This window comes from Rhizobium sp. KNZ2-6A (assembly GCF_056755475.1).
Window position 1 is genome coordinate 83,752 of sequence record NZ_JBNDIC010000009.1, and the last position, 24,595, is coordinate 108,346.

Below are 24,595 nucleotides of genomic sequence, written 5' to 3' on the forward strand. Positions count from 1 at the left end.
CGGTGCGGCTATCGTCATTGCCGGAGCGATATTCGCCGTCGATACCCTGACGGAGATCGAGGGCGCGATCGCCGTCCTTTACGTTATCGCTTTGCTCCTCGCCGCCGAATGCCTCAACCGCGTCGGCCTGGTGATCCTGAATTTTATCTTCATCGGCCTTTCGCTGATGTCGTTCTTTCTGACCCATGGCCCGGATCCCGACTTCCAGACATTCTTGCGCCTGAGTGTCGCGCTGGCAGCGCTTTGCGTCACCACAGCGCTTCTCCTGCGCGCCGATCAGGCCCGCACGGAACTGCTTCGGACAAATGTGGCATTGCGGGAAAGCGAGGCGCGCTACCGCTCGATCTTCGATCGCGCTCGCGTTGCCCTTTGGGAGCGAGACTACTCGAAGCTGCGCGACCATCTGGTGGACCTGAAATCGCGCGGTGTGCATGATATCAAGTCATACGCGCAGTCTCACCCGGGGATCATCCCCGAATGCATCGATATGATCGAGATCGTTGCCGCCAACGAAGCGGCAATCGAGCTTCTGGGACCGTCCGCAAGTCAGTCGCCGGGTGCGATGAGCAGCATTATCCCTGCAGGCAGCGAGAAGTTCCTATCCATTTTGCAGGCGATCATGGATGGCGCCACCTACTTCGAGAGCAACGCGGAGGTGGTAGCCGAAGACGGAGAGCACAGAATGGTCCTCCTGGGTATCAGTTTCCCGGCAGACCCCAAGGCCTTCAACCGTGTGGTCGTCAGCATGGTCGACGTCACGCAGCGTGAAGAAGCGCGCAAGGCGCTGGCAGAGGCGCAGTCGGAGTTGAGCCGCGCGTCGAAGGCGGCGACGGTCGGAGTGCTCTCCGCATCGCTCGCGCATGATCTTAACCAGCCACTTGGGGCGATCGGCGTCAACTCTCAGACCCTTATTCGGTGGCTCGACCGGGATCCGCCGGATCTCGACGCGGCGAAGCGATCTGCCGAGCGCATCTTGCGCGATAGCCGCAGGGCCAGTGACATTGTCAAGAATACCCGCTCGATACTATCGGCGGCGCCAAAGCAAATCGAGACGATCGAGCTCGGCGCTCTCGTCAACGATACTCTGGTGTTGATGGAGGATGATCTCCGTCGTGAGCGCACTGCCGTCGAAGTCGTTCAGAAAAGTGATCTTCCGACGATTTCCGCCGTCAGAATAGAGATGCAGCAGGTTCTTATCAATTTGATCTCCAATGCCGCCCAGGCGATCGACGCCGCGGCCGCGAAACAACGGCTGGTCACGATTGTTCTGGATGCTCCCGTGGATGGCGAACATATTTCGATCGCGGTTCGTGACACAGGAAACGGACTGGGATCGGAAGTCAAAGAGAAGATATTCACGCCCTTCTTCACGACCAAGGCAAACGGCATGGGGATGGGGCTGTCGATTTGCAGAAGCACGATTGAAGCACGAGGGGGTTCACTCGAAGGGAGCAATCATCCCGATGGGGGAGCGCTGTTTGAAATTCGATTGCCGAAGGAGACGGCCGATGCTTGAGATGAGGACCAAAAAGAAAAACTGCGAAGATCCGATCATCTACATTGTCGATGACGATATTTCGATGCGGGAATCTCTGGTCGATTTATTCAAATCGATGCAGATCGAAGCCCAGGCTTTCGCCAGTCCGGATGAGTTCTTGACGCGGGCCGAGCTTGAGCGGCCTGGCTGCATTGTGCTCGACGTCAGGCTCCCCGGCGTTAACGGCCTTGATTTCCAAGTGCATCTCGAGCGGCTGGGTAGTCTTCTTCCCATCGTTTTCATGACCGGTTTCGGGGATATCTCGATGAGTGTTCGGGCGATGAAGGCCGGCGCCGTTGATTTTCTGGCAAAACCGTTTCGTGATCAGGATATCCTCGACGCAGTGCTCGCCGCCGTCGAACGCGACAGCGTTCGCCGGCAAGAGGTGCGACGCCACCAGGAGGTTATATCCCGCTTTGACACCCTGACGGTTAGGGAGCGGGAAGTGATGGAGGCCGTCGTCGAAGGTCTCATGAACAAGCAGATCGCCTTCAGGCTCGGAATCAGCGAAATCACGGTGAAACTCCACCGCGGCAATGTCATGCGCAAGATGCAGGTAAAATCTGTCGCCGATCTGGTTCGCGCGAAGGAGAACGCCAATGAGCATCTTGCGCGCAATTCGCAACCTTTAACAATGCGCGTGGCTTGAGCCCGATGCACGGCAAATGAAAGTCGGAATACTGTGTCTCAATCGTCTTTAATCGCCATCGTCGATGATGATCTGGCAATCCGGGAAGCGCTCGATGACCTAGTTAAGTCCCTGGGCCACCAGAGCCTGTTGTTCACCTCGGCCGAGGAGTTCCTCGATTTCCAGCCCCGGTCCTCGATCGACTGTATGGTTGTCGACGTGAAGATGGGAGGCGTCAGCGGCATCGAACTTCAAAGCCGGCTGAACCAGGAAGCGGACCGCCCGCCGATGATTTTCATGACCTCCTATCATGACGAGCGCATGCGCGCGACCGCGCTCGATGGTGGTGCGCTTGCATTCCTCGGCAAGCCGGTTGACCTGGCCAAGCTCATCCGTTGTATCGAGGGCGCGCTGCAACATTAGAGCATATGCCGAAAAGTGTGAGGGGATTTCGGACGACATCATGTTCTAGTTCTTTGATTCTAGAGTGGATTCAGATTTTAGGTCGAACAGACCTAAGATCATCCGGCTCTAGCGCATTTTCGCTTTTCCTCGAATCACGCCCGCAAGCAGAGCGCCCGTCTCGGTTTCCGCGACGCCAAGATCGCGAACGCTGCTCATGTGATTGCCGCCGACGATCGCCCGCTTGACGACGCCGAGTCCCTGTTGCTCCATCACGGCGGCAATTTCGTCTGCCTGTTTGTGGAAAGGCGGCGTCTCGTCGGTACCGACGGCGATAACCACCTGGCAGTTCTCGTCGTAGGTATGGGCGAGCGGCGAGAACGAGGCGACTTCGAGGTCGGTGATGCCGATTTCACGATCGAGGAATGAGGTTTGCAACGGTTTGAGGTCATAGATGCCGCCGAGAAGCAATGCCGATGCAATTTTCGATCCCGCGGCCTCCCGGTGAAACAGGAAGCTTGCCAGATGGGCGCCGGCGGAATGACCGCTGACGGACAGACAAGCCGGATTGCCGCCGTGGGATTCTATGCGTTCCAGCACCCATCTCTTTGCGCGGCGAATCTGTTGAACGAGCACATTCATCCGGACGCCCGGCATCAACGCGTAGTCGACAATGACGGCGATTGCCCCGGCGCCGGTAATGGTATCGGCGACATAGGAGTAATCCTTCTTGGAAAACATCCGCCAGTAGCCGCCATGGATGAAGAGGTGGACGGGCAGGTTCTGCCGGTTGCCCTCCGGGAAGAAGATGTCGAGGGTTTCGCTGGCGGTTTCTCCGTAAGGCACGTCCGGCACCATCGGCAGGGTTGCCCGCGTCCTGACGCTCGCTTGGGCGATGTCTTCCACGATCGTGTCGAATTCCGCGACATGGCCACGGATGCGGAACGGGTCGGTCTCCAAGATTCGCTCCTCCGGTTCAGAAGCTGGTTGCGATATATTTGGCTTCCATGAATTCAGCGATTCCGTGGTGTTGACCTCCTTCACGCCCAAGCCCGCTCTGCTTCACGCCGCCGAAGGGTGCCGCCGGATCGGAAACCAGTCCCCTGTTCACGGCGATCATTCCCGCTTCGATCCCCGAGGCGACGCGCAGCCCGCGGGCAAGATCACCGGTATAGACGTAGGCTGCAAGACCGTATTCTGTATCGTTGGCATGGTTTACGGCCTCTTCTTCGGCTTCAAAACGATAAAGGGGCGCGACAGGTCCGAAGATTTCCTCATGGGCCATTTCGGAGCCGGCCGGAACATCGGCAAGAACGGTCGGCGGATAGAAGAAGCCGGCATCCGCGGGTTTTTCGCCGCCACAGAGGACGCGGGCGCCCTTCGCCTTGGAATCCTCGACGAGGCGGTCGATCTTCTCGACGGCCTTACGCGTAATCATCGGGCCACATTCGGTCTGCGCATCGACGCCCGCTCCAACCTTCAGCGCCTTCATCCTCTTCGTGAGGCCTTCCGCGAAAGCGTCATAAATTCCCGATTGGACATAGAACCGGTTCGCGGCGGTGCAGGCTTCGCCGGCATTGCGCATCTTGGCGATCATGGCGCCATCCAGCGCCGCCTCGAGGTCGGCATCATCGAACACGAGGAAAGGAGCGTTGCCACCCAATTCCATCGAGCAGGAAACGACGTGTTTGGCCGCCTCCGCCAGCAGAAGGCGGCCGACGCCGGTGGATCCGGTAAACGACAGCTTCCTGACGCGAGGATCCGCCAAGACCTCCGAGGTTACGGGTCCGGGCGTGCTTGTGGTCAGCACGTTGACGACGCCGGCCGGTACGCCGGCTTCCTCGTAGAGCGCGGCGAGAGCATAGGCCGTCAGGGGCGTCTCGCTGGCGGGCTTCAAAATCACGGTGCATCCGGCAGCCAGAGCGGGGGCGATCTTGCGGGTTGCCATGGCGGCGGGGAAATTCCAGGGCGTGATCAGCAGGCAGATGCCGATCGGCTGATAGTCGACGATAATCCTGTTGGTTCCGGACGGCGCGATACCAAATTCGCCGGTTATGCGAACGGCCTCCTCCGCATTCCACCGGAAAAATTCGGCCGCATAGGCGACTTCGCTGCGCGCGTCGCGCAAGGCCTTGCCGTTTTCCATCGAAATCAGGGTTGCCAGACGTTCAGAGCGTTCGATCATCAGTTCGAAGCAACGACGCAGGATCTCCGATCGCTTGCGCGGCGGCGTCGCACGCCACGCCGGGGCCGCCGCGGCCGCCGCCTCGATGCTTGCCCGCGCATCCTCGATGGTGGCATCGGGAACCGTTGTGAGCATAGTCCCCGTCGAGGGATCGAATACTTCGATCATCTGCCCGCTCGAAGACGGGCGCCAGCCGCCGTCGATATAGAGGCCGAGGGCGGCCGCCCGAACGTCTGACAGTTGATGATCGGCCTGGGGCGTTTGCGGGGCAATGGTCATGTGGTTCTCCCGATGATTAGTTGGCGGAAGCGGCGAGGTCGCCGTTGTAAGCTGCGCGCACAAGACGCTTCATGGCGTCGAGATCGAAGGGTCTCGGATTGTTCTTGATCAGCCTATCGATGCCGAGGGCCTGTTCGGCGGTCCAGTCAAGCTTGTCGGCGGAAAGCCCGAGATCGGCAAGCGTTGGGGTAATGCCGATCGACGCGAAAAGTCTGCGGATCTCTTCGATCGCGGCCTCGGCCATTTCATCCGTGCTTCGTGTCGAGCTATCGATGCCGAGGGCTGCTCCAATCTCGGCCATCTCCACGGCGGAGACCGAGCGGTTGTAGTTCATCACGTAAGGCATCATGGTCGCAACACCGAGCCCATGTGCCGTGTGGGTGAGGGCGCCTGCGGGATATTGAATGGCGTGAGCGGCGGCTGTACCGGCCGTCCCGAAAGCGCAGCCGGCCGCCAGTGCTCCCATCATCACGTCAGACCGCGCATCCTCGTCTGAGCCGTCGGTGCAGGCCTTCTCCAGGCTGCGCCCAAGAAGCCTGATGGCAAGCAGCGCGAAATGATCCGTCAGCGCGCTCTTGCCGATGAAGACGTGCCTTTGTGCCAGAAGAGGATCGCTGCCGCGCCGTGCCGCCGTGAATGCCTCAATGGCATGCGTCAGGGCGTCGGCACCGGCGACCGCCGTCAATCCGGGCGGGCAGGACATCGTCAGTTCCGGATCGCAGATCGCCACCGTGGCGATAAGATACGGGCTGGAAATCCCGATCTTGAGGGTCCGGTCGGGATCGGTGATCACCGCGACGGGCGTCACCTCCGAACCCGTGCCGGCCGTGGTCGGCACGGCTATCAAGGGGAGGGTAGGACCTGGAACCTTGTATTCTCCATAATAGTCCTGCAGCTGGCCTCCGTGGCTCAGAAGCAGGGCCGCGCATTTCGCCATATCCAGGCAGCTTCCACCGCCGATGCCGATCACCATCTCCGGATGGAAGCTGCGTGCGTCCTCGATGCATAGCGCGACCGTGTCGCGGGGAACGTCAGGCTGCACGTGGTCGTAAATCAACGCCTCGACCGATGCTTCTTCGAGAGCCTTGACGATTTCGGCGAAGACATCCGTTGCGGCGAACCGTTCGTCGGTGCAGATCAGCGCGCGTTTTCCCAATCTGGCGGCGACGCTCGCCAAGGCATGTCGCTGTCCTTTGCCAAATAGAATTTCCTGGGGCAGCCGAATAGCGGCAAAGAGGGTCATTGTCCGTGTCCTTTGACAATCGGTTTGCTGGATAGGGATAGAGCGTGCAATTCGCCCCAAAGCCTGGGCGGCATGTCGAATCCCTCGGCGAGGGCATGCCGGCGAGGAGTCGAAGCACCTTCTTCAGCCTGTTTGAAAGCACAGACAGCAACGTGATGCAGCAATTCGGGTCGGGTGCCGATGTCGATCGGCACCGCGTCCTTGCTGAATGGGGTCTCCGCTTGCAACGCTCTTTCTCTCGTAACCCTCATTCGCCACCAATATTAAATCCTATAGGATATTAGATTGCATATCGTCGAGCATCGTGTTAGCGATTGTTCGTGTCAAGAGGCAAAAACATGCAGAGCAGAAATCAGACGATGCCCAACGAAGTTCTCGATACGAGCGGTTTCATCCAGCGAGCCAACAGCTTGGCCGGCAGTGTGTATGAGGCGATTTTCGCGCAGTTGATGTCGCTGAAGATCGCGCCCGGCTCGCGGATCACGGTCGACAATCTGGTGCGTGAGCTGAATGTCTCGCAGACTCCGATCCGCGAGGCGCTCGGTCGGCTCGAAGGCGAGGGTCTTGTCGTCAAGACCCATCTCATCGGCTACAGCGCCGCACCGCAGATCAGCCGCCGCCGCTTCGACGAACTTTATCAGCTTCGGCTGCTTCTCGAGCCAGACAGCGCCGCGAGAGCGGCGATCGCCATGGATGAAGCTAAGCTTGCCGTCCTTAGAGAGGCGGCGGGCGTGATGGGGCGCCGTGAGGGCAGTGATGAACGTCTGCGCTATTCGACTTTCGCGCGGCAAGACGCTGTGTTCCATGACAGGATTCTGGAATTTGCCGGCAATGAGCTGATCCGCGAGACGCTCAATCATCAGCACACCCACTTCCACATCTTCCGCCTGATGTTCCATTCACGCGTGACTGAGGAAGCGCTGGACGAACACGAAGCCCTGCTGGCCGCGTTTGCCGCCGGTGACGCGTCGGCAGCCGAAAAGGCGATGCGGGTCCATCTCGAGCATTCGCGGGACCGGCTTCTGCCGGCCTTCGATTGAGGGTCGGTCGATGTCCAACGTCATGAGCATCGAGAGAGCAGGGAGGTCGGACGTGACGCAAGTCGACGACAAGATCGAACGCCCCGTCTTGCGCGCGGAAGGTCTCTCGAAACAATATGGTGCCGTGACTGTACTGTCGGAGGTGACGCTTGATATCCTTCCCGGCGAGATCCACGCGATCATCGGGGAGAACGGCGCCGGCAAGTCGACGTTCATGCGCCTCCTGTCGGGCTATGCCGAGCCGACGGAGGGAGCGCTTTCGATCGCCGGCAGGCAGATCCGGTTCAGCAGGCCGGAGCAGGCTCAGGCTGCCGGGATCGTGCTGGTCCACCAGGAAATCCTGCTCGCTGAGGCGCTGACGGTTGCCGAGAACCTTTTTCTTGGTCGGGAGCTGATGCATGGCGGTGTAGTCGACGATCGCACCATGCGGCGTCTGGCTGCAGAGAAGCTCGCGGAGCTCGGCTGCCTCGTGTCGCCAAATGCGCTGGTGCGCAACATCTCGCTTGCCGATCGCCAGCTCGTCCAGATCGCTCGCGCCCTGCTTGACGACTACAAGCTCGTCATCTTCGATGAGCCGACCGCCGTCCTTACCGGCGAAGAGGTCGAAAGACTGCTGGCCATTATCCTGCAGTTGAAGGAGCTTGGTGCCGCCATCCTCTACATCAGCCACCGCCTGGACGAGGTGCAGCGGCTTGCCGACAAGGTCACGGTGCTGCGCGACGGAAAAATGATCGGGACCTATCCCGGCCGGACTCTCAGCCAGATGGATATGGCCCGCCTCATGGTCGGTCGCGAGCTTGCGGCGCTCTATCCGGAAAAGACGGTCGCGGGCCTAGCCGAACCGATGCTGACGGTTCGCAATCTGTCGGTTCCGGGGTTCGTCAAGGACGTCTCGTTTCAGGCACGCAAGTCGGAGATCCTCGGTTTCGCCGGGATGATCGGCGCCGGCCGCACGGAACTGTTTGAAGGAATCATGGGACTTCGTCCGGCCACGGGTATGGTCGAGCTCGAGGGCAGACCCATCAACATCCGTTCACCACGCGCCGCGATGGACGCCGGTATCGGCTACCTTACGGAAGATCGCAAAGGCAAGGGTCTCCTCCTTCAAGAAAAACTCGCGCCGAACCTGACCCTTTCGGCTCTTGCCCGGTTCCATCCGGGTCTTTTGATGCATCGCCGCCGCGAGCAGTCGGCCTTGAGCGAAGCAGTCGGAGAATATGACATCCGGCTGAAGAGCCTCGGCGTCAAGGCAGGCCAGCTTTCCGGCGGCAATCAGCAGAAGCTGCTTCTTGCCAAGGTGCTGCTCACAAACCCTTCGGTCGTCGTCATCGATGAGCCGACGCGCGGCATCGATATCGCCAACAAGGCGCAGATCTACGCCTTCATTCAGAGACTTGTGGCGGAGGGGAGGGCCTGCATCGTCATCTCTTCGGAAATGCAGGAGCTGATCGGCATCTGCGATCGGATCCTGGTGATGCGGGAGGGGCGCATTGCAGGCGAAGTTTCGGGCGATCAGATGACGGAACACGATGTCGCGCTTCTGGCAACGAGCGACGCGGCCGCGGGAAGCGGCAAGGGAGGAAAACAATGACGGTCATTACAGGCGGAACGCCGATCAGGCCGGAACGTGAATGGAATATCGGCTGGACCGACGTCGGACCTTTCATAGCGCTATTCGCGCTGATGGTAATCGGGTTTGCGATCAACCCGGATTTCCTTTCGGCCACCAACCTCGGCAACGTGATTACGCGAAGTGCGTTCATCGCCATTATCGCCGTCGGCGCGACCTTCGTGATCTCGTCTGGTGGTCTGGACCTGTCAGTCGGCTCGATGGCGGCGTTCATCACCGGCATAACGATCATGTTCATGAACCGGATGGCGCCCGACTGGGGCGTCCTGGCAATCCCGGCCGGCATAGCGGTGGCGATTGTGGCCGGGACGCTCTGCGGCCTCATGAACGGTCTGATCGTAACCATCGGGAAGATCGAGCCGTTCATTGCAACTCTCGGCACGATGGGAATATTCAGGGCGTTGATCACCTACATGTCCGACGGTGGCACGATTCCGATCGATCGCGGCCTGCGCGACGCCTATCGGCCCGTCTATTTCGGCACGCTTGGCGGCATACCGCTCCCGATCGTCATCTCGATCGCGGTCGCGGCGATTGCCTCCTTCGTCCTTTACAAGATGAAATACGGCAGGAAATGCGCCGCGGTCGGCGCCAACGAAGATGTCGCCCGTTATTCCGGCATCTCGATCGTCAAGACGCGCACGATCGCCTACGCAATCCAGGGCGCGTGTGTCGCCGTCGCCGCTATTTGCTACGTGCCGCGCCTCGGCGCCGCGACGCCGACGACGGGCGTTCTTTGGGAGTTGCAGGTCATCACAGCCGTGGTCATTGGCGGAACCGCCTTGCGTGGAGGCAAGGGGCATGTGTGGGGGACCGTTGCCGGCGCCGTCATTCTCGAACTGATCGCCAACCTGATGGTGCTCTCCGACTTCGTCTCGGAATATCTCGTGGCTGGCGTCCAGGGCGTCATCATCATCATCGCAATGCTTATTCAGAGGTTCTCGAAATAGCTCGTGTCAGGACCGCGCGAGTTCATGATTGTGGGTCCAATTCTGGGAGGAATGAATGTCTAGTAGGAAATGGATCGCGGCTGCGGCCGTGGGAAGCTTGCTGGTCGCCGCTCAAGCGCTGGCTGCCGACAAGAAGGTCGTCGCGGTTTCGATCCCGGCGGCGGACCACGGGTGGACAGCCGGAATAGTGTATCATGCGCAGGCGGCCGCCAAGGAAATCAACGCCGCATTTCCGAATGTCGAAGTCGTCGTGAAGACCTCGCCATCCGCGACGGCTCAGGTGAGCGCTCTGGAAGATCTTTCCGCGGGGCGCAAACTCGACGCCCTTGTCATACTGCCTTACACGTCGGAAGAACTGACGACTCCGGTCAAGGCCGTCAAGGACGCCGGGACCTTCATCACGGTCGTCGACCGCGGCCTGAACGACCCGACGATCCAGGACCTCTATCTCGCCGGCGACAACATCGCCGTTGGTCGCAACACGGCGAAGTTCATGATCGAAAAGCTCGGCGGCAAGGGAAATCTCGTGGTTCTCCGCGGCATTCCCACTGTTATCGACGACGAACGCATCCAGGGATTCCAGGAGGCCATCAAGGGAACGGACCTCAAGGTGCTGGACATTCAGTATGCCAACTGGAACAGCGACGAAGCCTTCAAGCTGATGCAGGATTACCTCGCCAAGTATCCCCAGATCGACGCCGTTTGGGCGAATGATGACGACATGCTCCTGGGCGTGCTTGAAGCCGTGAAGGAATCCGGCCGCAAGGATATCAAGCTGGCACTCGGTGGCAACGGCATGAAGGATATCATCAAGAAGGTTATCGACGGCGACGCGATGACACCGGTCGAGACGCCCTATCCCCCGGCGATGATCAAGACCGCGATCTACATGACCGTGGCAAATCTCGTTGGCCAGGCCCCGGTGCGCGGCGCCGTCAAGCTCGCCGCGCCGCTGATTACCAAGGAGAATGCCAAGGAATACTATTTCCCGGATTCCCCGTTCTGACACTAAACTCAACATCGGGGCGCTCGCCGCCCCGCCGCATGAAGCAAGAGGAGCAAATCATGCCAGGCAAGAAGATACTGATGCTGACCGGTGAGTTCACCGAGGAATACGAAATCTTCGTCTTTCAGCAGGCGATGGAAGCCGTGGGACATACCGTCCATGTGATCTGCCCGGATAAGAAGGCAGGCGACCTTATCAAGACCTCGCTGCACGATTTCGAAGGCGACCAGACCTATACCGAGAAGCTCGGCCACTTCTTTACGATCAACAAGACATTTTCGGAAGCCGAGGCGCAGCTCGAGCAATACCACGCAGTTTATGCTGCGGGCGGTCGCGGTCCCGAGTACATCCGGACCGACAAGCGGGTGCAGGCGATCGTCCGGCACTTCCATGAAAGGCAGAAGCCGATCTTCACCATCTGCCACGGCGTTCAGATCCTGATCGCGGTAGACGGCGTGGTGCGGGGCAAGAAGGTCGGCGCTCTTGGGGCATGCGAGCCAGAGGTCACGCTCGCCGGAGGCACCTACATCGATCTCTCGCCAACCGAAGCATATGTCGATGGCACGATGGTGTCGGCGAAAGGGTGGACCGCCTTGGCAGCCTTCATCAGGGAATGCCTGAAGGTGCTGGGGACGGAGATCCGTCATAGCGAGGACGTGGCAAGGGCCGCCTGATCCCCATTCTGCCTCGATCAGGCATGGCCGAAGGATAATGATGGCCGATCGAGCTGGTCGGCCATCATCTGGATCGAGCATCCGCGGGAGACGCTCACCTGCTGGATGCTGGCATCTGAAACGGCTGCCGCATGTCTTCGGAAAAGTGATTGCAATGGCAATGCGGAGATCGATGCATTAACGAAGCCAAAGCGACGATAGGTTTACTCACCGGCCTCGAAGTCGGTCGATACGGTCAGCGTCTCCCAGGCGTTCAGTTCCACCCGCCGCATTTCGCTGGCGGCGCGAATGGCCTTGATCGCGTCGCTGCCGAGAGTCAGCCTGAGCGGAGGAGAGCTGGATTGGGCAATCTGCAATATCGCCCGGGCCGCTTTGCTGGGATCGCCGGGCTGGCGACCGTTATACGCTCGCTGACCACGCGCAGCCGCGCCGACGACGGCATCATATTCCGAATGCCCTTCGTTCAACCTGGTCGAGGAACCGGCAAAGTCCGTTCGAAAGCCGCCTGGTTCAACAATCGTCACCTTGACGCCAAAGAGCGCCATCTCTTTTGCCAGAACTTCCGAGAAGCCTTCCACTCCCCATTTGGCGGCCGAATATGCGGCGCGCCCTGGTGCGCCAAGTCGACCGCCGACGGACGAAAAGTTCACGAAGTGTCCGCTCCTTTGCTTCCTGAAGACCGGGATCGCCGCTTTCGTGACAATGATGGTCCCGAAAAGATTGGTCTCGATTTCACGTCGAATGTCGGCGAGACTGGCGTCCTCGATCGAATTGACGTTGCCGTAACCGGCATTGTTGACGACGACATCAAGGCGGCCGAAATCCACCACGGCTTGCTGCACCGCCGCTGAGGCGGCAGCGGCGTCCGTAACGTCGAGAGGACAAAGAATGATCCTGTCGCCGAATTGCTCCGAAAGGTCCGACAGTTGATCGATGTTTCGCGCGGTCGCGATCACTTTGTGCCCGGCCTCCAGGGCGGCCTGCACCAGAGCCCGACCCATGCCTCTGGAACTGCCGGTCACAAGCCAACACTGCTGCATGCGATACTCCTTGATGTAGGTATTGTTTATGTGCCGGAGGATCGTACGAAGATGTATCTGGTCTATTTCATAAAGCAATCCATTAGAAACGTTTTGTAACGTCTCCGCTCGGCGATACAGATCGATACAATGTAAGGCCGAGATGTCGATTTGACGCGTGGCGTTGCTGCCTGCTTGGCTTTTGGCGTGCCGTCCAAATCTCGGCGTCGAGCAGCTTGGGAAAGCAGAAAGTCTCGCGGTCCCCCATTTCATTACATACGAAACATAATTTTGCGTATCTGAAACGAAGCATCGGCTTTTCGGATGCACTTCTTTGATCAGGGCGGAAGCTGCTCGCATCGCGATCCCGCTCGGAAGCATTTCGACTTCCGTTGATGCGGAGTAAACAAGGGAGCCCGGCGGAGCGGCATGGGCCGTCATGTCGGGCGGACGCGACAAAGGGGAGAGGCCGATTTCAATGAAGGTTCAAGCTGCTAAGTTTTCTTTTACCGGAAGATATCCATGCTGAATTGCAGGCATAAATTCAGAATTTTCTTGGAGAGCACGCGATGAGGGGAGTGTTCGTCGTCGTTCTTGTCTCCTTGGTTTTTGCCGGAAATGTCATTTGCAATAGTGACGGGAAAGTCTTTGGCCTTCCGATTTTCTTCGTATGGAATGTGTTCAGCGTGTTTCTGATATCAGCTGGCATGTGGATCATTTTTCGACTTGATCCCAGGAACAAAGACGGTCATTGACGCCCCCGCCGCCGGTCCAATCCCGTTCCGTTCGGGTCTTGTACAGTGGGATACCTAATCGCGGCCTTCTTGAAATTCGGCAGATACAATTTCCGACGATCGTAAGCTCGACCGAACGATCGGTAGCGGGAGTATCTGATGGAGCTGCCATCCTCGCCGCGGCCGCTGTTGTGGGCCGATAGTTTCGCAACGTGGCTCGCCTCGCCCGAAAGCAAGCGGCTATAGTTTTTCGCTCGGTATCACCGAGCCGATGCTCGAGCCGCCTCTCCAGGCGTCCGATCATGCGAAGTAGGCTGGCGGGAGCGGCTCACTCAATCCGGTTGTTCCGTCCGCTGTTTCGAAGTCGAAAAATTTCTGGGTGACGAGGGCGGCGGCGCCGCGCGCCCAGGAATTGTCTTCCCAATCGGGCAGAAGAGGCGGCGAGGCGAAGAAGGTGCGGGCGGCCATGCTGGCTGCCAGGGGACCGAAAAGAGTGTCGCCGAACGAAACGGCCTCGCCTCCGACGACGATGACTTCGGGGTCGGTGATGTTGACGAGATTGGCGAGCGCCGTGCCGATCCCGGCTCCTGCGTCGCGCAGGATCCTGTTGACTTCCGCATCTCCTGCTTTTGCTGATTCCAGCATGTCGGAAAGGTTATGGTGGTCGTCTCGCTTGGTCGCCTCGCGCCATGCGCGCAGCATGGCCGGTTCGGAATAATAGGCCATCAGGCAGCCGCGCTTGCCGCATTCGCAAAGCCGGCCGTTCTCCTCATGCAAGGTATGGCCGAATTTGCCGGCCGCGCCATGGGCGCCGCGGTAGAGCTTTCCATCGACGATGACGGCGCAGCTGATGCCGACGCCGATCGCAAGCACGGCCATATTGCGATGCTGCCTTCCCGGGCCAAAAAGCTGTTGGGCGATGGCATAGGCATTCGTGTCGTCCTCAAGCCAGACCGGTACCTTGACCTTCTGCGCGACCATCGATGCGAAAGGCACATTGTTCCACTTGAAACGAAAGCTGCGCACGCAGACGGCCTGGCCGTTGTCAATGACGCCGGGCATCGAAACGCCAATGCCTGCCAGTCGCGCGTGAGGACGCCCCGCGGCCTTGACGAGCTCAGGCACGGCTTTAGCCAGCGTCGTTGCAACGTTTTCCGGCTCGTTGTCGTCAAGGGACAAGCGGCAGGAGGCGAGCGGGTTGGTTGCAAGATCGGTGACGACGCATTCGACCGAGCCGACCATCAGCTTGAAGCCGATCGCCAAGCCGTTGGCGTAATTGATCTCGACGGGTATGGGGCGCCGGCCCGAAAGCCCGGCCACGGCCTTGCCTTCGGCGACATGGCCTTCCTCGATCAGATCGGCAATGACGAAGGTGACGGCCGCTGGACTGAGGCCGGTGATCGTTGCGATTTCGGCACGGCTTTTCGGCCCTTCCTGCCGCAGAAGGTTAAGGATGAGCCGCCGGTTGAGAGCCCGCGACGTGCTCTGGTCGCCTTTCAGCTTCACGATTTCCATTTCTTAATTTTGTAAATTAATTATTGCGTCCGTTTCTGACTTATGCATAACTTCACTTGTCGATCAACATCCGGCATGTGCGCAAGCACGAAGAAGTCAGCAATAGGACAAGGTTTCTCGAACCGATGGTTCCGGGCGGTGCAAATGCATTGCGGCGGCAGGTTTGTTGCGACCATCGCGTAGGGGGCAAGAGGGGTGTCCGCCGCGCATTCCGTCCGGTTCGCTGGCTACGGACGAGGATAGATACCACAACGGGAGGAGTTCAAATGACGTTCAATTTGCTTGGAAGGCCGGCGAGCCGGCGCAATTTTTTGAAGGGGGCAGGGGCGGTTTCCGCCGCAGCGCTCACCGGTTTTCCCATGCCAGCCATTGCGCAGGCGCAGGACATCAACATTATTTCCGACGAGAATAACGCCGATGCACTGGCGATCCTGCGCAAGATGGCGGAGGATTTCGGCAAGCAGGCCGGCGTCAAGGTCGTGGTCAACAATATGGATCACGAGGCGCACAAAACCGCAATCCGCAATTATCTGGTCGCCGGTGCGCCCGACATCTGCTTCTGGTTCTCGGGAAACCGCATGCGTGCCTTCGTCAAGCGCGGCCTGTTCGACGACATCTCCGATCTCTTCGAAAAAGAGAAATACAAGGATGTCCTTGGCGCGGCGGCCGGTTCGGTCACGGTCGATGGCAAGCAGTACGGTCTGCCGACGGGCGGCACGCTCTGGGGCATGTTCTATCGCAAGGACGTCTTCGCCCAGCTCGGCACCGCTGTGCCGGCGAGCTGGGACGACTTCCTCGCCTATGGCGCGAAATGCAAGAGCGCCAATCTGACCCCGGTCGCGATGGGCACAAAGGAATTGTGGCCTGCCGCCGGGTGGTTCGATCAGATGAACCTGCGCATAAACGGTCTCGACAAGCACATGGCACTGATGAACGGCGAGATGAGCTATCTCGATCCGGCGCTGAAGCCGGTGTTCGACATGTGGGAAACCCTGATCAAGCAGGATTTCTTCACGCCGAACAATACATCCTTCGGTTGGCAGGAGGCGGGTGCGCTGCTGTCGCAAAAGAAGGCCGGCATGATGAATCTCGGCGCCTTCGTCCGCTCCACTTTCCCGAAAGAAGAGCTCGACCAGCTGGCTTTCGCTCCCTTCCCGACGATCGATCCGAAGATCGGCCGTTTCGAGGAATTCTCGTTGAATTCGGTGCATATCCCGGCCAATGCCAAGAACAAGCAGGGTGCGCGCGAATTCCTCGCCTATTTCTATCGGCCGGAAAATCTCGGCCCCTATCTGGAGCCCGGCGGCAACGTGCCGCCCCGCAACGACCTGCCGCCGAGCAAGGACCCGCTCGTCAACGCAGCCGTCGAAACGCTGAAGACGGTACAGGGGACCTCGCAATATTACGACCGTGACAGCGATCCCGACATGGCCCAGGCCGGCCTCGTCGGCTTCCAGGAGTTCATGGCAAAGCCCGAACGGCGCGATGCGATCCTGAAGCGGCTCGAAGGTACGCGCAAGCGTATCTACAAGATCTGACCTTCCTCCCAGCGACCGGCAGGCGGGGCTGCTGCTCCGCCTGCCCATACCAAAAGAGGATAAGATGATGAGATTTTGGCGTCGCCATCGCTGGTGGCTCACCCCGACTTTGTTGATATTGCCCGCGGCCGTTCTCTTTTCGGTCGTGATCCTGTGGTCGGCGATCGAAAGTCTCTGGATCAGCCTGCACGAATGGGATGGCTTCAGCCCGATGGTCTGGATCGGCTTCGGCAATTATGTCGAGCTGTTCAACGACCCGCAATTCTATGTCTCGTTGAAGAACAACATCATCTGGCTGGTCATGTTCATGGCAGCACCGCCGCTTGGGCTGGCGATCGCCCTATTGGTCAACCAGAAGATCCGCGGCATGCGGTTCATGAAGTCGCTTTTCTTCATTCCGCTGGTGCTGGCCTCGGTCGCCGTCGGCGTCGTCTTCACCTGGGTCTATACGCCGCAACTTGGTTTGCTGGCGCTGGTCTTCGGCTTTTTCGGTGCGACGGCACCCGCTGTTCTGTCGGACGAGCATTTCGTCACCTTCGCGATCGTGATTGCAGCGCTCTGGCCGCAGATCGCCTTCTGCATGGTGCTCTATCTCGCGGGATTGAACAATCTCAGCGAGGAGCTGATCGGCGCCGGCCGCGTCGATGGGGCAAGGGGCTTGAACATGCTGCGCCACATCGTCCTGCCGCAGCTGACGCAGGTCACCTTCATCGCGATCGCCGTCACCGTCGTCGGCGCGCTGCGCTCGTTCGACATGGTTTCGGTCATGACGCAGGGCGGTCCCTTCGGCTCGTCTGAAGTGCTTGCCTACCAGATGTTCGAGCAATCGATCTTCTCCTATCGCTTCGGCTACGGCGCTGCGATCGCCTCGGTCCTGTTCGTGATCATGGCGGCGTTCATCGTCTGGTATCTCACCCGCATCATCCGCATCGAAGAAAGAGGGGCCTGATGTATCCGCGCCCAATTGCCGAAGATGCCATCTGGCGGCGTCGCTTCTATTTCATTGCCGTACTCGCCATCCTGATCCTCTGGCTCTGCCCGCTGTTTGCCATCATCCTGACGTCGTTCCGCTCGACGCAGGATGTCATGGGCGGCAACCTCTGGGGCTGGCCGACGCAGTTCGGCCTGGTGGAGAATTATACGTCCGTCTTCACCCAGACGCCGATGGCACGCTATTTCCTCAACAGCCTGATGATCACCCTGCCAGCCGTCCTCGGCGTACTGACCTTAAGCACGCTTGCCGGCTTCGTGCTGGCGCGCTATCGCTTCCGTGGCAACATGCTGGTCTTTGCCCTGTTCGTCGGCGGCAATTTCCTGCCCTATCAGATTATGATGATCCCCGTGCGCGATCTGATGGTGCGCATCGGCCTCTACGACACCCCCGTGGCGCTGATCATTTTCCACATTGCCTTCCAGACGGGCTTTGCGACGCTGTTTATGCGCAACTTCATCGCCGCTCTGCCCGATGAGCTGTTCCAGGCCGCAAGAGCGGAGGGAGCGACGCCTTTCCAGACGCTGGTTCACGTCGTCGTGCCTCTCGTGCGCCCGGCACTGGCAGCGCTCGCGATCCTGATCTTCACCTTCGTGTGGAACGATTACTTCTGGGCCGTGGTGCTGACCATCAGCGATACGGTAAAGCCCGTCACGGCCGGACTTGCCAACCTGCGCGGCGAATGGGTCTCCGCCTGGAACCTGATCTCCGCCGGTACCATCGTCGTCGCGGTGCCGCCGGTGGTCATGTTCTTCCTGATGCAGCGGCATTTCATTGCCGGGCTCACCATGGGCGCTGTTAAGGGATGAGTATTCCATCCGCCATATCCGCCCTCAGTGCAATCCTTTCCTTGCGAGCCTAGAAGCATGATCAGTCTCGAACTACGCCATATCAATAAGAATTACGGCGCCTATCATGCGCTGCGCGGTATCGATCTTTCCGTCGAGCAGGGCGAGTTCATCGTCATGGTCGGCCCCTCGGGCTGCGGCAAGTCGACATTGCTGAAGTCGATCGCCGGGCTGGAGACGATCTCTTCCGGTCAAATCCTCATCAACGACCGCGATGTCACCACGGCCGAGCCGGGCGAGCGCGGCATCGCCATGGTGTTCCAGTCCTACGCGCTCTATCCGCATATGACCGTCGCCGAGAATATGGGCTTCGGCCTGCGCATGGCCAAACGGCCGAAGGCGGAGATCAATGCGGCGGTAGCCCGCGCCGCCAAGATCCTGAGGATCACCGATCAGCTCGACAAGCGGCCGAAGCAGCTATCGGGCGGCCAGCGCCAGCGCGTTGCGATCGGCCGCGCCATCACCCGCTCCCCGGACGTTTTCCTGTTCGACGAGCCGCTCTCCAATCTCGATGCGGCATTGCGCACGCAGATGCGCGTCGAGTTGAGCAGCCTGCATGCCGAGCTCGGCGCGACCATGGTCTATGTCACGCATGATCAGGTCGAGGCCATGACGATGGCAAGCCGGATCGTAGTGCTCAACCGCGGCATCATCGAGCAGGTGGGTTCGCCGCTGGAACTCTATCGCAATCCGGAAAATCTCTTTGTGGCGGGCTTTCTCGGCGCGCCGCGGATGAATTTCTTCACCGTGAGCGTCGATCAGGTCTCCGGACATGGCGTGACCGTCTCCGCGCCCGGCCTTGCGCCGGTTGCCGTCGATCTCGCGCCCGCTTGTGAGGTTCGGCAGGGAGAAAAGCTCACCCTTGGCATCCGGCCCGAGAACATCTCCGTTGCTGAGGCCCAATCGGTCAATGCGCCGATTTCCGGCCACGTCCGCCTCGTCGAGCATCTCGGGCGGGAGACCATTCTCTATGTCGATGCCGGCGCGCTGCAATGCATCGGCTCTGAAAGCGGCACCGGCAACATCACTGTGCAGATCGGCCATGTTACCGGCATTGCCAACGATGCGCCCATCGATCTCAGCCTCGATCCCAAGGAAATCTACCTTTTCTCCGGCCAGGACGAGCGGACCATCACCGTCCGCAAGCCAATTCTCGATAAATAACAGTTCAGGAGCCTGATACCGTGTCAGTGAGCAGCAGTAAGAACGACCTTTCCGTATGGCGGACCATCAAGACAGACAGGTTTCTGGTCGGTGCGCCGCATTATCCCGAACATGTCGATGAGGGCTATTGGGAACGGGACGCCAAGCGCATGGCCGAAGCCGGCTTCAATGTCGTGCGTCTCGGGGAATTTGCATGGCATCTTTTCGAACCGAAGCTCGGCACATTCGATTTCGATCTCTTCGACCGAGCCATCGCGGTGCTGGCGCGCCATGGCATCGATACTATCATGTGCACGCCGACGGCGACGCCGCCGCGCTGGCTGACGGCCGCCCATCCTGAAATCCTGCGCGTCGACGGCAACGGCCGGACAATGAGCCACGGTTCGCGACAGCATGCCGACACCGCAAGCCCGGTTTTCCGCGAGCACAGCAAGCGCATCACGAAGGCGATGGCTGAGCATTATCGCGATCATCCGCATGTCATCGGCTGGCAGACCGACAATGAGCTCAACACCAGCATGCCGGAATCCTTCTCAGAGGCGACACTTTCGGAGTTCCAGGCCTTTCTTGCCGAGAAGTACAGGACGATCGACAAGCTCAATTTTGCCTGGGGCGGTGACTTCTGGGCAACGGCCTATGACGATTTCGGCCAGGTCGTGCTTCCGATCGAATTCGGTCCTACCTTCCCAAGTCCCGGCCACGTCCAGGACTATCATCGCTTCCTCGCCTTCGCGACGGCCCGTTTCCAGCACGACCAGGTGGAAATCCTGCGGGCCACTAAGCCCGAGTGGTTCATCTTCCACAATCTCGGCGGCCTTCGCGATATCGACTTTCGCGGGCAGTTTTCCACCGATCTCGATTTCGTCGGCTACGACATCTATCCGATGCTCTATGACGAATTCCAGCGCATCGGCAACCACGCCAAGGTACAGGCACTCCATCTCGATATCTGCCGCGGCTTCTCGGGAAACTACATCGTGCCTGAGCAACAGTCAGGGTTCGGCAGCCAGCCGGGCTTTTGCACGCTGACGCCGGAGCCCGGCGAAATGCGGCGCATGGCCATGTCGTCCGTTGCGCGCGGCGCCGACGGCCTCTTGTTCTTCCGCTGGCGCCCGGCGCATTTCGGCGCGGAAATCTACTGGATGGGTATCATCGACCATGACGACGTGCCCCGTCATCGCTATGACGAGGCCAAGCGCTTCGCGACCGAAATGACGGCGCTCAAGGATAAGATCCTCGGCACTCACGTGCGCATGGATGTCGGCATCGCCGGCTCGGACTTCGACAATCAGGAGGCACACAAGACCTATTCGATCGGGTTGCCGAGCCCGCAGGACGATGCCGTTCAGCTGCATCAATATTGCTATGATCGCGGCATCGCCTGCGGCTTCATCCATCCGGAAGACGATCTGTCGCAGCTGAAGCTACTTTATGTACCGCATTGGGTGATGTGGAAGGACGGCTGGACCGAGCGGCTTGAGGCTTTCGCTCGTAAAGGCGGCACCGTCATCATCGGCGCGCGGACCGGCACGCGTGATGAAAACAACCATGTCATCCGCGAGGCCGCGCCGGGCTCGTCGCTGACACAGTTGACGGGCGTCAAGGTCGAGGATTTCGGCCGTCTTGCCGCACCCGGCGCCAACGGACTTTTCGACGTCATGTCGCGGTCGGGCGGGCTTGTCGTTCCACCTGGCCGTCCGGCGGAATCCCATCGTCGCATTCGCCGCTTTACCTTCGGCAATCGCGAAATCGAGGCCGCGCATTTCTACGAGAACTTGACGGTGACTGACGATGTCGAGGTGATTGCGGCATGGTCGAACCGCTATGCGGAGGGGATGCCGATGGCAAGCCTGCGTCGGGTCGGCAAGGGCAGGGTCCTTTATCTCGGCACCTATCTGACGCCGGAGCTGACGGATGCCCTGGCCGATCGAACCTTTGCGGAGGCGGCAATTGCGCCGCTAGTCGGCGATCTGCCCGAAGGTGTCGAAGTGACGATGCGTCAGAATGACGAGCGGCGCCTGCTTTTCCTGCAGAATTATCTCGATCAGCGCGCCGAACTGCGCGAAGTCCCGGCTGGCATCAATCTCCTTGATAGTGGCAAGGCGGTATCGGGCGCCCTGTCGCTCGACGCCTATGGCTGCGCCATCATAGAGCTCCGCTAGATTCAGCCTTGCGGCACCCGCTCCCTTGGGGCGGGTGCCGATCGCCGCAATGCTTCGAGCCAATCGTGGACACTTTTATGCTTATTCTCATGGCCGCCTGTCGCGACACAATCTCAAGAAAATCGCGACTTTCTCCAGACGGAGGGTGACAAAGGCGCGCGCGCTCCTATTCTCACAAACGGAATACGTCTCGCATTTCGGCGGCAGCCGATTTTGATCTCGACTATTGGGAGGATATCATGACGCGCACGGTGATTATCGGCGCCACCGGCCATGTCGGCACCTATCTCGTGCCGCGACTGGTCGAGGCTGGGCATGAAGTGGTGGCGGTCAGCCGCGGACAGGCCAAGCCCTACTCGCCGAACAAGGCCTGGAGCGAGGCCGAGACACTGGTGATGGACCGTGCCGCCATGGAGAAGGATGGCAGCTTCGGTCCGGCCATCCGCGCATTGAAGCCGGATATCGTCATCGACATGATCTGCTTCACGCTCGATAGCGCAAGGCATCTGACGGAGACGCTTGTCGGTCATGTCGGCCATTTCCTGCATACGGGCACGATCTGGACGCACGGCTTTTCGACCGTCGTTCCGACTCCGGAGGAGGCGCCGAAGCGGCCGTTCGGCGACTATGGCACCCAGAAAGCAGCCATCGAGGTATATTTGCTGGAGGAGGCGCGCCGCAGGGGATTTCCCGCGACCCTCATTCATCCCGGCCATATTGTCGGTCCGGGCTGGGCTCCCCTCAACCCGGCCGGCCATTTCAATCTGTCGGCATTCTCGACATTGGCGCGCGGCGAAACGCTCGCGCTTCCGAATTTCGGCCTGGAGACGGTTCATCACGTCCATGCGGATGACGTCGCGCAGATGTTCATGGGCGCGATCGCCAATTGGCGCGTTTCGACCGGGGAGGCCTTTCATGCGGTTTCAGGCGGCGCACTGACGCTGAGAGGCTACGCCGAGGCCATGTCGCGCTGGTTCGGGCATGCGCCGAAGCTGGAGTTCCTGCCCTATGAGAAATGGGCCGAAAGCCAGGCGCCGGAGGACGCACAGGCGACCTGGGAGCATATTGCCCGCAGCCCGAATTGCTCGATTGTTAAGGCCGAGCGGCTGCTTGGTTACAGGCCTCGCTATACGTCGCTGCAGGCCGTTCAGGAATCGGTTGCCTGGCTGATGGAGAGGGGCCGGATCGGCTGAAGGCCGCAGGTTCAAATCCTGCCCCGCAACCACGCTACAGCACGCCGCGCTAACCCATAGTAGCCGAAACTACGATTTCCCACGACGTGGCACCGCAGCGGATTTTAAATGATTATAAACAAACATAAAAATTAAATCCACAGATGTAAAGCGGGGGAGGCGCAAGGACGTGACCCCGTTTGACTCCAGCAGATCTGGTTTGCGGGCGTCCGACGTCGGCGGCGGGTGGTGCTGCCTGTCATCATTGGAGTGTCTATGCCGTATCGCTTCCTTGTATGTCAGCATTGTGGGAGTTTCACTTCCAAAAATCGCAGCGCGAAGAAAGCAAAATCACGCCACATTTGCTCTTCCAAACCCGATACTGATGATCTTTTGCAGATAAGGTGCAAGTCGCCGACCGTCACCCAAGTGCTACTTGGTCTGACTGATGCAGCATGAGGTCTCGACTGCGTCTGAATGGATCAGCCCAAGACCTGCGATTGGTATAGATCGAGGTGCGATAAGACTACTTGCGCGGCGAAGGCGTCCTCAATAGCTGCGCCTACCGAAATGAAGACCGTCGTCGCCGCTCTGTCGATTTGACACCGGCCAGTGAGAATTTCACCCAGCTCCGCTGCGATTTCCGCACCAGAGCACAGAATGTCGCCGGATTCAGCAAGAGCCGTCTCCCGCGACTCGACAATGACCAGTGTTCTTCATGACAGTGTCGTCAAGCTCGCGGCCTTCCCGTCCATTCCAGCCCACAGCCGAACCATGAGCGCCTGCTTTAAGCCATTCACCACGAAGAATAGGCCGCGCCGCCGACGTTGTTGTGCAGACCACATCAGCATCACGCACCTTTAACGATAAAATGCTCCGCCAAGGCCGGCATCACATAGAACGTGCCGTCCCGTTCGGCGGGCGCGGACCTGCGTGCGCAACGGTTGGCTCACCTTTCCAAGCGAAAGTGCCGCGAGGGCCTCGCCCATAGCATCGACAAGTTCTTTGCCATTCATGGCTTGATCGACCCGAGCGCCGTCGATGAAGGGAATTTGCCCTGTCGAACCCATCAGGCAAGCTCCGTCCTGAATAACTCTCCGAGACCATTCATCGGTCCAGTGACACCAGCAAGACGAAGCATGTGCCAGGCGAGCGCATGGTTGCTCGACGTGACGGGCTTGCCCAGTTTCGACTCGACGCTCTTGACAATGCGCGCAACCCGAAGACTGGTGCAGGATACAAACACGGCATCGCATTCGGGTGATTGACCGAGATCGAGGATCGCCTGCTCGATCGCCTCTGGCGTAATCCGGGCAACGAGATTGTCGTCAGGCTCGTTGAATGAACCCATCACGGGGATGTCCATGCCGCGCGCCATAAGGGAGGCGCGGAGATTGTGGTTGATCTGCGGAAGGTAGGGCGTGAGCAAGGCTACTTTCTTCACCCCGAGCGAAGCCAGTGCAGCGCTTGCGGCAGCGACCGGATTTGTGACCCTGACGCCGGGAAGCCGCTCGTGAACCCGGCCGGCGATTGTCTCGTCACCGATTACCAAGGCACCAGAGGTACAGCCAAATCCGATGACGTCGAATTTAACGTCGGGAAGCAATCCGGTAGTGCCCGGAATCTCATCGGACATTTTTAGGAGGTTTGCCGGTGTGATCTCCACGTCGCTATAAAGACGCGCCCCATAAAGGCCAACGCCCGATGCGGGCAATGCAAACCGGAACTCGTCCTCGATGGTTTGGTCAGTACGCAGAACCAGCAAGCCCAAATTCGCTTGAGTGCCCACGCCATTGTCCGTCGCGAACGGCAGGTTTTCTTTGTTCTCGATGAGTGGTGAGATATCGGCAGGGGTCTGAACGTTCATGTCTGTCGTCT

General features: G+C 59.6%; 22 protein-coding genes. 14 read left to right on the forward strand and 8 right to left on the reverse strand.

Annotated elements, in window-relative coordinates; genetic code table 11:
• The first annotated feature begins 91 nt into the window (after positions 1-91).
• From ACPYOP_RS08775 to ACPYOP_RS08785, 3 genes are read left to right on the forward strand one after another with little or no spacing between them, the layout of a single operon-like run.
• Entirely contained in the window at positions 92-1,516 is a 1,425-nt protein-coding gene (locus tag ACPYOP_RS08775) for a PAS domain-containing sensor histidine kinase (protein WP_481410001.1), read from the forward strand.
• A complete protein-coding gene (locus ACPYOP_RS08780; RefSeq protein ID WP_481410002.1) occupies positions 1,509-2,186 on the forward strand; it encodes a response regulator transcription factor in 678 nt (225 codons plus the stop codon). Before ACPYOP_RS08775 ends, ACPYOP_RS08780 begins: the two co-directional genes overlap by 8 nt.
• A 33-nt stretch (positions 2,187-2,219) precedes the next feature.
• A complete protein-coding gene (locus tag ACPYOP_RS08785) occupies positions 2,220-2,588 on the forward strand; it encodes a response regulator transcription factor (RefSeq protein WP_481410003.1) in 369 nt (122 codons plus the stop codon).
• Positions 2,589-2,696: 108 nt separating this feature from the next.
• Here ACPYOP_RS08785 and ACPYOP_RS08790 read toward each other — a convergent pair whose 3' ends face one another.
• The 3 genes from ACPYOP_RS08790 to ACPYOP_RS08800 are packed head-to-tail and all read right to left on the reverse strand — an operon-like array spanning position 2,697 to position 6,274.
• Positions 2,697-3,527 (reverse strand): alpha/beta hydrolase, encoded by an 831-nt coding sequence (locus tag ACPYOP_RS08790; RefSeq protein WP_481410004.1) that lies wholly within the window; start codon positions 3,525-3,527, stop codon positions 2,697-2,699.
• Between the two features lie 16 nt (positions 3,528-3,543).
• Positions 3,544-5,031, reverse strand: a complete 1,488-nt coding sequence (locus tag ACPYOP_RS08795) for an NAD-dependent succinate-semialdehyde dehydrogenase (protein ID WP_481410005.1) — start codon at positions 5,029-5,031, stop codon at positions 3,544-3,546.
• A 16-nt stretch (positions 5,032-5,047) separates the two neighbouring features.
• The gene (locus ACPYOP_RS08800) at positions 5,048-6,274 is read right to left on the reverse strand and encodes an iron-containing alcohol dehydrogenase (RefSeq protein WP_481410006.1); all 1,227 of its coding nucleotides are present in this window, start codon (positions 6,272-6,274) and stop codon (positions 5,048-5,050) included.
• A gap of 338 nt (positions 6,275-6,612) precedes the next feature.
• On the opposite strand from ACPYOP_RS08800, the gene ACPYOP_RS08805 reads away from it, so the two are divergent.
• From ACPYOP_RS08805 to ACPYOP_RS08825, 5 genes are read left to right on the forward strand one after another with little or no spacing between them, the layout of a single operon-like run.
• Positions 6,613-7,314, forward strand: coding sequence for a GntR family transcriptional regulator (locus ACPYOP_RS08805; RefSeq protein ID WP_481410007.1), 702 nt, complete (start codon positions 6,613-6,615; stop codon positions 7,312-7,314).
• 22 nt (positions 7,315-7,336) lie between these two features.
• Positions 7,337-8,905, forward strand: coding sequence for a sugar ABC transporter ATP-binding protein (locus ACPYOP_RS08810; protein WP_481410060.1), 1,569 nt, complete (start codon positions 7,337-7,339; stop codon positions 8,903-8,905).
• Complete coding sequence (locus ACPYOP_RS08815) at positions 8,902-9,894, forward strand: ABC transporter permease (RefSeq protein WP_481410008.1); 993 nt, start codon at positions 8,902-8,904, stop codon at positions 9,892-9,894. Before ACPYOP_RS08810 ends, ACPYOP_RS08815 begins: the two co-directional genes overlap by 4 nt.
• Positions 9,895-9,949: 55 nt before the next feature.
• Positions 9,950-10,900, forward strand: coding sequence for a substrate-binding domain-containing protein (locus ACPYOP_RS08820; protein WP_481410009.1), 951 nt, complete (start codon positions 9,950-9,952; stop codon positions 10,898-10,900).
• Between the two features lie 59 nt (positions 10,901-10,959).
• Complete coding sequence (locus ACPYOP_RS08825) at positions 10,960-11,574, forward strand: DJ-1/PfpI family protein (protein ID WP_481410010.1); 615 nt, start codon at positions 10,960-10,962, stop codon at positions 11,572-11,574.
• Positions 11,575-11,777: 203 nt separating this feature from the next.
• On the opposite strand, the gene ACPYOP_RS08830 is transcribed toward ACPYOP_RS08825, so the two are convergent.
• Both ACPYOP_RS08830 and ACPYOP_RS08835 read right to left on the reverse strand, forming a co-directional pair.
• A complete protein-coding gene (locus ACPYOP_RS08830; RefSeq protein ID WP_481410011.1) occupies positions 11,778-12,974 on the reverse strand; it encodes an oxidoreductase in 1,197 nt (398 codons plus the stop codon).
• Positions 12,975-13,627: 653 nt separating this feature from the next.
• Positions 13,628-14,833 (reverse strand): ROK family transcriptional regulator, encoded by a 1,206-nt coding sequence (locus tag ACPYOP_RS08835; protein WP_481410061.1) that lies wholly within the window; start codon positions 14,831-14,833, stop codon positions 13,628-13,630.
• A 275-nt stretch (positions 14,834-15,108) separates the two neighbouring features.
• Between ACPYOP_RS08835 and ACPYOP_RS08840 the strand changes: the two genes are divergently transcribed.
• From ACPYOP_RS08840 to ACPYOP_RS08865, 6 genes are all read left to right on the forward strand, one after another.
• Positions 15,109-16,380, forward strand: coding sequence for an ABC transporter substrate-binding protein (locus ACPYOP_RS08840; protein WP_481410012.1), 1,272 nt, complete (start codon positions 15,109-15,111; stop codon positions 16,378-16,380).
• A 64-nt stretch (positions 16,381-16,444) separates the two neighbouring features.
• Complete coding sequence (locus tag ACPYOP_RS08845; RefSeq protein ID WP_481410013.1) at positions 16,445-17,329, forward strand: carbohydrate ABC transporter permease; 885 nt, start codon at positions 16,445-16,447, stop codon at positions 17,327-17,329.
• Positions 17,329-18,180: a carbohydrate ABC transporter permease gene (locus ACPYOP_RS08850; protein WP_481410014.1), complete on the forward strand. Its 852-nt coding sequence runs from the start codon at positions 17,329-17,331 to the stop codon at positions 18,178-18,180. Before ACPYOP_RS08845 ends, ACPYOP_RS08850 begins: the two co-directional genes overlap by 1 nt.
• A 57-nt stretch (positions 18,181-18,237) precedes the next feature.
• Entirely contained in the window at positions 18,238-19,383 is a 1,146-nt protein-coding gene (locus ACPYOP_RS08855) for an ABC transporter ATP-binding protein (protein WP_481410015.1), read from the forward strand.
• 20 nt (positions 19,384-19,403) lie between these two features.
• Positions 19,404-21,545, forward strand: coding sequence for a beta-galactosidase (locus ACPYOP_RS08860; RefSeq protein WP_481410016.1), 2,142 nt, complete (start codon positions 19,404-19,406; stop codon positions 21,543-21,545).
• A 239-nt stretch (positions 21,546-21,784) separates the two neighbouring features.
• A complete protein-coding gene (locus ACPYOP_RS08865; RefSeq protein ID WP_481410017.1) occupies positions 21,785-22,738 on the forward strand; it encodes an NAD-dependent epimerase/dehydratase family protein in 954 nt (317 codons plus the stop codon).
• A 461-nt stretch (positions 22,739-23,199) separates the two neighbouring features.
• Here the strand turns inward: ACPYOP_RS08865 and ACPYOP_RS08870 are convergent, their stop codons facing one another.
• From ACPYOP_RS08870 to ACPYOP_RS08880, 3 genes are all read right to left on the reverse strand, one after another.
• Positions 23,200-23,427, reverse strand: coding sequence for a hypothetical protein (locus ACPYOP_RS08870; protein ID WP_481410062.1), 228 nt, complete (start codon positions 23,425-23,427; stop codon positions 23,200-23,202).
• Positions 23,390-23,575, reverse strand: coding sequence for a hypothetical protein (locus tag ACPYOP_RS08875; protein ID WP_481410018.1), 186 nt, complete (start codon positions 23,573-23,575; stop codon positions 23,390-23,392). The genes ACPYOP_RS08870 and ACPYOP_RS08875 overlap by 38 nt, the downstream gene beginning before the upstream one ends.
• A gap of 211 nt (positions 23,576-23,786) precedes the next feature.
• On the reverse strand, positions 23,787-24,584 hold the full coding sequence (locus ACPYOP_RS08880) for a maleate cis-trans isomerase family protein (RefSeq protein ID WP_481410019.1): 798 nt from the start codon (positions 24,582-24,584) through the stop codon (positions 23,787-23,789).
• Between the last annotated feature and the right edge of the window lie 11 nt (positions 24,585-24,595).